4 protein-coding genes and 1 tRNA gene are annotated in these 4,746 nt (G+C 63.7%); 3 read left to right on the top strand and 2 right to left on the bottom strand.

The features are described 5' to 3' along the window. Positions 1–731, bottom strand: a 731-nt coding sequence (locus WCB02_RS03825; protein ID WP_423956509.1) for a rhodanese-like domain-containing protein, incomplete at its 3' end; no start/stop codon positions are given. Positions 732–876: 145 nt separating this feature from the next. On the opposite strand from WCB02_RS03825, the gene WCB02_RS03820 reads away from it, so the two are divergent. Then, positions 877–1,257 (top strand): hypothetical protein, encoded by a 381-nt coding sequence (locus WCB02_RS03820; RefSeq protein WP_423956508.1) that lies wholly within the window; start codon positions 877–879, stop codon positions 1,255–1,257. A gap of 103 nt (positions 1,258–1,360) precedes the next feature. On the opposite strand, the gene WCB02_RS03815 is transcribed toward WCB02_RS03820, so the two are convergent. Then, a tRNA-Met gene (locus tag WCB02_RS03815) sits at positions 1,361–1,437 on the bottom strand. 298 nt (positions 1,438–1,735) lie between these two features. On the opposite strand from WCB02_RS03815, the gene WCB02_RS03810 reads away from it, so the two are divergent. Together WCB02_RS03810 and WCB02_RS03805 are read left to right on the top strand one after the other, a co-directional pair. Continuing rightward, a complete protein-coding gene (locus WCB02_RS03810; protein WP_423956507.1) occupies positions 1,736–3,169 on the top strand; it encodes a coniferyl aldehyde dehydrogenase in 1,434 nt (477 codons plus the stop codon). 239 nt (positions 3,170–3,408) lie between these two features. Next, positions 3,409–4,746 (top strand): GMC family oxidoreductase (locus WCB02_RS03805; RefSeq protein WP_423956506.1); only part of this gene is annotated, 1,338 nt, incomplete at its 3' end.

The following is a 4,746-nucleotide window of genomic DNA, read 5'->3' as shown; positions in this document are numbered from 1 at the left end:
CCCTCGCACAGGCCGATGCCGCCGCGCCGATCCGCGCCGTGTTCGAGGCCCTGTCGCGCCAGAGTCCAGCCGATCGTGCCGTTGCGCAGCGCGCGCACCTTGTTGGCGATGCCGGCGTTGATCAGCGACTGGGTCCCGATGATCGAGCGGGTGCGGCCGGCGCAATTCACGATGATGGTGGTCTCGGGATCAGGCGCGACGCGGCCGGCACGGAGCACGAGTTCCGCGCCGGGAACGCTGACCGAGCCGGGAATGTTGATGGTCGCGTATTCGTCGAAGCGCCGCACATCCAGGATCGCAACATTGGCTTTCTTCGCAATCAGCGCGGCCACGTCCTCGGCCGCCAGCGACGGCGTGTGCCGGCGCGACTCGACCAGTTCGCCGAACGCCTTGGCGTAGGAATTGACATCGCGAAACAGTTCGTAACCGGCCGCCTGCCAGGCCTGCACACCACCATCGAGCTGACGCACGTCCGAATATCCCAATGCCGTCAGACGATCCGCGGCCTCCGCAACGAGGCCCTCGCCCGCGTCGTAGACGACGATCCGCACGTCTTTCCGGGGCAGCCTCGTCTCGGCCTCGAGCCCGATCCTGTCGGCCGCCATGTTGGCGGCAAACAGCGGATGGCCGGTGGCAAAGGCGGCCTCGTGCCGCACATCGAGCAGCGCGATTTCATCGCACAGCAGCAACGCGCATCGGACTTGTGCGGGGGTGACGGCAGGCAGGGTCATGACCGGACGGCCTGCTCCAATCTTGGACGGAAACGGTTCAGTTGTGCCCGTCACCCATAGCAGTCATTTGCTGGAAGTCAGCACAAGGTTGCACAGCGGAGCCATCAGGGCTAATTCTTGCGCCCAAAAACCCAAGGAGACGGCGATGCGTTACGGTGTGTTGATGATTGGATTGCTGGCCCTTGCCGCGCCGGCGCAGGCCGAGTCCCGCTTGACCTATGTGACCATGGTCTTGCAGGCGTTCGCCGCCAAGGTGGAATGCCCCGGCACCAACATCGTCTATCAGGATCTGGTGCAGAAGGCCCAGGAGATGCAGCTGCCGGACGGAACGACCGAGAAGGTCCGAAAGGCGATCGCCTACATGCACACGGGTGGAAAAATGGGCGAGCCCGGCGATGACCAGTTGATGATGGAGGTCGCGATCGCGACAAAATCGACGGACGTCGACCAGCAACACCTCGGCATGGCAGCGTGGTGCGAGACCCAGAAGACGAAATTGGCCGGATTCATTCGCACGGCCAATTGACGCCGACCGGGCCGCGCCGCGTCTGAACACAGTCCAAACCAAGCGAAAAAGCCGCCCCAAAGGGCGGCTTTTCAATTAATGCTGACAAATCAGCATCTTGTCTTGGTTGCGGGGACAGGATTTGAACCTGTGACCTTCAGGTTATGAGCCTGACGAGCTACCGGGCTGCTCCACCCCGCGATAAACCATTGCGCGCCTTGCAGAAAGGCCGATGACGAAACGGGATGAGCGAACGCGGCAGCCGCGCCGATCGTCCCGTCCAGAAGGCTTCCTGAGAAGGCAACCTGGGGCTCGAAGCCCGTTGGGTGCGGGCGGTATGTACCAATGCCGAACCGCTTTGGAAAGGGTCCAGACGCACCTTTTTTCGATTTTGTGACAGCTGGAATGTGCCAAAATGGTCGCAAAAGACGCAAGAGCTGCCGCAAATTGCGCAACGGCCCGGCTTTGGGCCCATTTAGGCCATCTGAGGAATTGCCCCATGGACCAGCCAATGAAAAGCTCCGGGCTTCGCGCCCTGGATGACGCCTTCCATGCCGTGTTCGAGCGCACGCGCCTCGAGGCAGCCCCAACGCCGGCAACGCGTCTGGACCGGCTGAAGCGGCTCAGGGCGGCGGTATCGGAGAACGAGGCCCGGTTCGACGCGGCGATCTCGGCCGATTTCGGCCATCGCTCGACGGTCGAGACCACGATCGCCGAGACGCTGTTCCTCCATGTCGAGATCAAGCACACCATCAAACATCTGAAAGCGTGGATGGCGCCGCAGCGGGTTGCCACCGCGCTGCAATTCATGCCAGCCAAGAACCGCCTGATGGCGCAGCCGCTCGGCGTCGTCGGCATCATCGCCCCCTGGAATTACCCCCTGCAGCTCACGCTGGCGCCCGCGATCGGGGCGCTCGCGGCCGGCAACCGGGTCATGATCAAGCCGAGCGAGTTGACGCCGCGCTTTGCCGCGCTGCTGCAGCAGGTGATCGCGGCAAAATTCGATGCCACCGAGATGATCGTGACCGGCGTGGAGGAGGAGACTGCCAAGGCGTTTGCGTCGCTGCCGTTCGATCACCTGATCTTCACCGGCTCGACCCGGGTCGGCCGGCTGGTCGCCGAAGCCTGTGGGCGCAATCTCACTCCGGTCACGCTCGAGCTCGGCGGCAAGTCGCCGGCCATCGTCGATCGCTCCGCCAACCTCGACGAGGCCGCTGAACGCATCGCCTACGCCAAACTGCTCAATGCCGGCCAGACCTGCATCGCGCCCGACTACGCGCTGGTGCCGGAGGCCTCGGTGCAGGATTTCGCCGACAAGGTGCAGAGCCACATGCGCCGCATGTTCGGCACCAATCCTGACAACAAGGACTACACTTCGATCATCTCGGAGCGGCATTTCGGCCGGCTCGAAAGTCTGGTGAGTGATGCTGCCGCAAAGGGCGCCAGCATCATGCAGGTGGCAAAACCCGACGCACCCGGCTGGAAACAAATCCGCAAATTCCCGCCGACACTCGTGGTCGGCGCAACCTCCGACATGGCCATCATGCAGGAGGAGATCTTCGGCCCGCTGCTGCCGGTCATGGGCTACAGGGACGCGAAAGAGCCGGTCGCCTATATCAACCGGCATGATCGGCCGCTGGCGCTGTACTGGTTCGGCACTGACACGGCGGCGCGCGACGAGGTACTGGAGCACACCGTCTCCGGCGGCGTCACGGTCAATGACTGCCTGTTCCATTTCACGCAAGTGAACCAGCCAATGGGCGGCGTCGGCGCCTCCGGCAGCGGCGCCTATCATGGCGAGTGGGGCTTTCGCAATTTGAGCAAGCTCAAGCCGGTGTTCTATCGCTCGTCGCTCAACCGGCTGGCCGATCTCTATCCGCCTTATGGGAGCAAGATCGCGCGACTGGAGAAGCTGCTGCGGTTCATGACCTAGTCGAGAGATTGCATGAAACCTGTCGTTTCCAAGCACTCTGACCTCATCCTGAGCCCCTAGCGCCGAAAGGGGCTCAGGATGAGGTTCGGAGGAGGAGGTTGATATGATTGGAATTTCAAAATCGGTGAACTAGACATCCGTCATTCCGGGGCGATGCGTCGGGTCGCGCGAAGCGTGGCCCGATGTATCGAACCCGGAATGACGGCGAAACAAAAGTGAACCTCAGGGGGGAAGTACGCGTGACGGACATCGTCGATTTTGTAGTCGTTGGCGCGGGCTCCGGCGGCTGCGCGATATCGGGCCGGCTGTCCGAGGCTTCAGACACATCGGTCGCGCTGCTGGACGCCGGCGGCAGGAACGACAACTGGGTGGTCACCACGCCTTACGCCCTGGTCCTGATGGTCGCGGGCAAGGTCAACAACTGGGCCTTCGAAACCGTGCCGCAGAAAGGCCTGAACGGCCGCATCGGCTATCAGCCGCGCGGCAGGGGCCTCGGCGGCTCGTCCGCGATCAACGCCATGGTCTATATCCGCGGCCATCGCGCCGACTACGACCACTGGGCTGCGCTCGGCAATTCCGGCTGGTCGTTTTCCGACGTCCTGCCGTATTTCAAACGCTCGGAAAACAACGCCGATTTCGACGGCGAATATCACGGCAAGGAAGGTCCCCTGCGCGTCAACCGGCTGCGCACCGACAATCCCGTGCACGAGATTTTCCTGCAGGCGGCGCAGGAGGCGCAGTTCCGCGTCCGCGAGGATTTCAACGCCGAGGACCAGGAAGGCCTTGGCGTCTACCAGGTGACGCAATCGAACGGCGAGCGCTGGAGCGCCGCGCGCGCCTATGTGCATCCGCATATGGGCAAGCGCGGCAATCTGCGGGTCGAGACCTCGGCGCGCGCCACGCGCATCCTGTTCGAGGGCAGGCGCGCGGTCGGCGTCGAATACGTGCAGGGCAAGGAGACGAAACAGCTGCGCGCGCGCCGCGAGGTGATCCTCGCCTCCGGCGCGTTCCAGTCGCCGCAGCTCCTGATGCTTTCGGGCGTCGGCGACGGCGAGGCGCTCGCTCGGCACGGTATCGCAACCACACATCACCTGCCGGGCGTCGGCGCCAATCTGCAGGATCATCCCGATTTCGTGTTTTCCTACAAGTCCGACAATCCGAATTTCACCTCGCTCTCGTTTGCCGGCCTCACCCGGATACTGCGCGGCATCCGGCAATACCGGCGCGAGCGACGCGGCCCGATGACATCGAATTTCGCCGAATGCGGCGGCTTCCTGAAGACCCGGCCCGATCTCGACATTCCCGACATCCAGCTGCATTTCGGCATGTCGGTGGTCGACGACCACGGCCGCAAGCGGCGTTCCGGCGGCGGCTTCTCCTGCCATGTCTGCCTGTTGCGGCCGGAGAGCCGCGGCAGCGTCAGCCTCGCCAATGCCGATCCGCTGGCCGCGCCGCTGATCGATCCGAACTTCCTGGGCGAGGAGAGCGACCTGGAAGCCATGGTCCAGGGCTACAAGACCACGCGGCGCTTGATGGACACACCGGCGCTGCGCGCGCTGCAGAAGGAGGACATGTTC

The organism is Bradyrhizobium sp., from assembly GCF_049581145.1.
GTDB lineage: Bacteria > Pseudomonadota > Alphaproteobacteria > Rhizobiales > Xanthobacteraceae > Bradyrhizobium.
This window is presented reverse-complemented; position numbering and strand designations above follow the sequence as displayed.